General features: G+C 74.8%; 4 protein-coding genes and 1 pseudogene. 3 read left to right on the forward strand and 2 right to left on the reverse strand.

What is annotated here, in order from left to right; translation table 11 throughout:
* Positions 1 to 183, forward strand: a pseudogene (locus ACFWN1_RS32695) (helix-turn-helix domain containing protein); the annotation flags it as partial.
* A 65-nt stretch (positions 184 to 248) separates the two neighbouring features.
* Here the strand turns inward: ACFWN1_RS32695 and ACFWN1_RS32700 are convergent.
* Complete coding sequence (locus tag ACFWN1_RS32700; RefSeq protein WP_384370204.1) at positions 249 to 458, reverse strand: hypothetical protein; 210 nt, start codon at positions 456 to 458, stop codon at positions 249 to 251.
* A 150-nt stretch (positions 459 to 608) separates the two neighbouring features.
* Positions 609 to 1646 (reverse strand): helix-turn-helix domain-containing protein, encoded by a 1038-nt coding sequence (locus ACFWN1_RS32705; RefSeq protein WP_384370207.1) that lies wholly within the window; start codon positions 1644 to 1646, stop codon positions 609 to 611.
* 182 nt (positions 1647 to 1828) lie between these two features.
* On the opposite strand from ACFWN1_RS32705, the gene ACFWN1_RS32710 reads away from it, so the two are divergent.
* Together ACFWN1_RS32710 and ACFWN1_RS32715 are read left to right on the forward strand one after the other, a co-directional pair.
* Complete coding sequence (locus tag ACFWN1_RS32710) at positions 1829 to 2227, forward strand: restriction endonuclease (protein ID WP_384370210.1); 399 nt, start codon at positions 1829 to 1831, stop codon at positions 2225 to 2227.
* A 109-nt stretch (positions 2228 to 2336) separates the two neighbouring features.
* On the forward strand, positions 2337 to 2741 hold the full coding sequence (locus ACFWN1_RS32715; protein ID WP_384370213.1) for a hypothetical protein: 405 nt from the start codon (positions 2337 to 2339) through the stop codon (positions 2739 to 2741).
* Positions 2742 to 2803: the final 62 nt, after the last annotated feature.

A 2803-nucleotide genomic window follows, 5' to 3' on the forward strand; every position in this document is an offset into this window, starting at 1 on the left:
GAGGAACGCTCCTACGGCTCCGCCCAAACCGGCGGCTTCGACGCCGCCGACTTCGCCCGCCGCGTTGACGCCGCCGCCGGTGACGTCACCGCGGCGGTGCACCAGTGGCTGGTCCAGACCGGGCGCATCCACCCGGACGCTCACATCACCCACCTGGAAATTCGCACATGGCGCCCCCGCTGACCAGACCCCGCGAAGCCTGCCCGGGCGCCCCGGCACGGGTCAGCCGCTTCAGCGAAGCAGCTTCCTCACGCCCCCGGCGCCTGTCCGGCCAGCGTCCATGTCACCTCGCCCAGGTCTTCGCCCTGACGCCAGAAGGCCAGCTTGCCCGTGGTGACCAGCCGGTCCAGCAGCTCCGCGGTCTGGTGGGGGGTGTGGCCGCACAGGCGGCCGAGCTCCTCCATGTCAGCGGTGTGCGCGGGGCCGGGGGACAGGTGCGCCGCAAGGGCGAGCGCCACCAGCCGTGTCGTCGAGGGCGTGTCGCGGCGGACGTCCAGCGGGCAGGGCTGAGCGCCCAGTGGGCGGCGCGGCGGCGCGCGGCGCGGCCCGGTGCCTGGTCCCGTACCGCGTAGTCGAGCACCTGCACCTGCATCGGTGCTGACCTCAGGTCAGGGGCCCGCAGCCAGTGGCCCTCGACGAGCTCGTCCCACACCTCCGAGCGCCCGCGCAGACGCATGCCGCGCAGGAGTCCTGCGGGCATCCGGACGCGTCCGCCGGGGGCGGGGGAGTGGTCGGCGGGAGGGCTGCGAGCAGGATTTCGGGACGACGGCCGTGTCACCGGTGGCGGCAGCGCAGGCCCCGCAGGCATCGGCCAGCCGCCATACGCGGCCGCCGCGGTCACGGGTGAGGGCGAGCCGCACCGGGCCGGCGCACCCGCGGTGGCGCGGATGCCAGGGGCAGCCCTGGGTGCGGCAGTGGCAGGTGCGCAAGTGCGCGGGCAGCGCGTCGCCGCGGGCGTGGTCGATGAAGTCCAGCAGCGGCTGCGGGTCTCCTAGCCTGGCGAGCGCGGTAGCGGTGGAGCGGGCCTCCGCCCAGTGCGGGGACCAGCCCCGCCGTGCCAGCACGTCACGGCGCCGGTGCAGGGTGTGCGCGGTCCATGCGGCCGCGTCCGGCCCTTGGCCGTACGAGGCGAGGTAGAGCGCCTGGCGGTGCAGCAGTACCCCGCTTTCGCCCTGCCGGGCCGCCGCCTCGGTCGTGTCCCGCAGGTGGTCGAAGAACACCGCCCGGTCCGCTGCCGCCAGTTGCGGCGCGGCGGCGACCGGGCCGCGCCGGGGCCGGGGTAAGCGTCCGGCGAGCGCGGGCGGGACGGTGCCGTTCAATGCCCAGGCCAGCATGTGCGCGGTGTCGCGGGTGTGCACCCACCCTGCGAGCGGGTGGGCCGCGCCCGTCTCATCCTCCAGTCCGGCCGCGATGATCCGGTCCGCGTCCATCGCCGCGTCCAGCCACGGGACCAGCGCCACGTCCGCACCGAGCGCAGGCAGCCGCCGCCGCAACTCCAGCAGCGCACCGGCCCGCATGTTCGCCAGCGGCCGCCGCCCCGACTCCCATCCCTGCAACGTCTCCACGTCCACGCCCAGGGCCTCCGCCAACGCGGCCTGCGTGCACGGGATCGACTCGCGGACCAGGCGCAGCACGAACCCGCTCACCACGCCTGCTGATGTTCGCCTGGGCCTGCCCATACCGGCCTGCTCCCCGGTCGCCCTGCGCACCGAAACCCGTACTCACAGTCAGTCCTACCGCATCGGGCCCGCCCGTACGGTCGGGATGCGGTCGATGTCCGACGAACGAGACCGCGCCGCCCGCGACCACACGACCCGGCGAGGCCCCGATGAGCAGCACGCACTTGGTCCTCCACGACCCCGCCGGGCACCTCGACGCCGAACTCCCTCTCGACCGGGAGCTCCACAAGGCTCTGGTCAAAGCCGTGCTCGGATGGACTGGAAACCCCGGCCTGCCGCTTGCGGACCTCCAGCAGATCGCCCTACTGCTCACCGGCGCCGCTCGCGCCGTCGCCGCCGACGTCCGCCGCGCCGCGGACCTGCTGCCCGAGGACCACGCCGCCCGCGCCCTCGCCGACGTCGTCCTTGAGGAAGCCGACCGCCGCCTGTCCGTTCCGCCGGAAGGCACCGCCCGCTGCGCCCAGAACCGGGCCCGGCTCGTACGCGCCCTCTACGAGCGCCTGGACCGCCTCGCCAGCGTCGCCCCCCAGGCCATCACGACCCCCTGAGACCACCGCGCCCCCGAACGGAACACGATCCCCGGGTGCGCGGTGCACGGCACCACCCCGGCCCAACCTGGGCCGGAGAGCACCACTCGACACCGAGAGGGGCACCACCGTGAGCACCGCAACGACCGAGCTGCACCGATTCCTGACCATCACCGGCCAGCGCTTCAAGACCGGCCAGTCCGCACCCGAAGTGTTCTCCCCGGCCGTCGACAAGGCGTGGCACGACCTCCTCGGCACCCCGGCCTACGAGGCCCTGTGCCTGGAGACCGCCGGCCAGCCGATCCGCCACGTCGCGAACAACGGCCACGGCCCGATCGCCTGGGTCGCCGCCTACGAAGAGGCGTACGGGCCGCTGCCGGAGATCTGGTTCACCGACGCCGACGGCACCGTCGACCAGGACGCCGCCGCCCGCTACCGGAAGACCGGCACCGTGGTCGCGGAGTGGGACTGCTCCCCGACCGGTGGCGACGGCGACGACGTCGCCCCGGACCAGCCGGAGACGGCCCGCCGGTGACCACCGGCCGCACCGGCGCAGCGCTCCGGCCCACCGCCGGGGCGCTGCGCCTCGTTGAGGCC

Source organism: Streptomyces sp. NPDC058459 (genome assembly GCF_042721685.1).
Classification (GTDB): Bacteria; Actinomycetota; Actinomycetes; order Streptomycetales; family Streptomycetaceae; genus Streptomyces.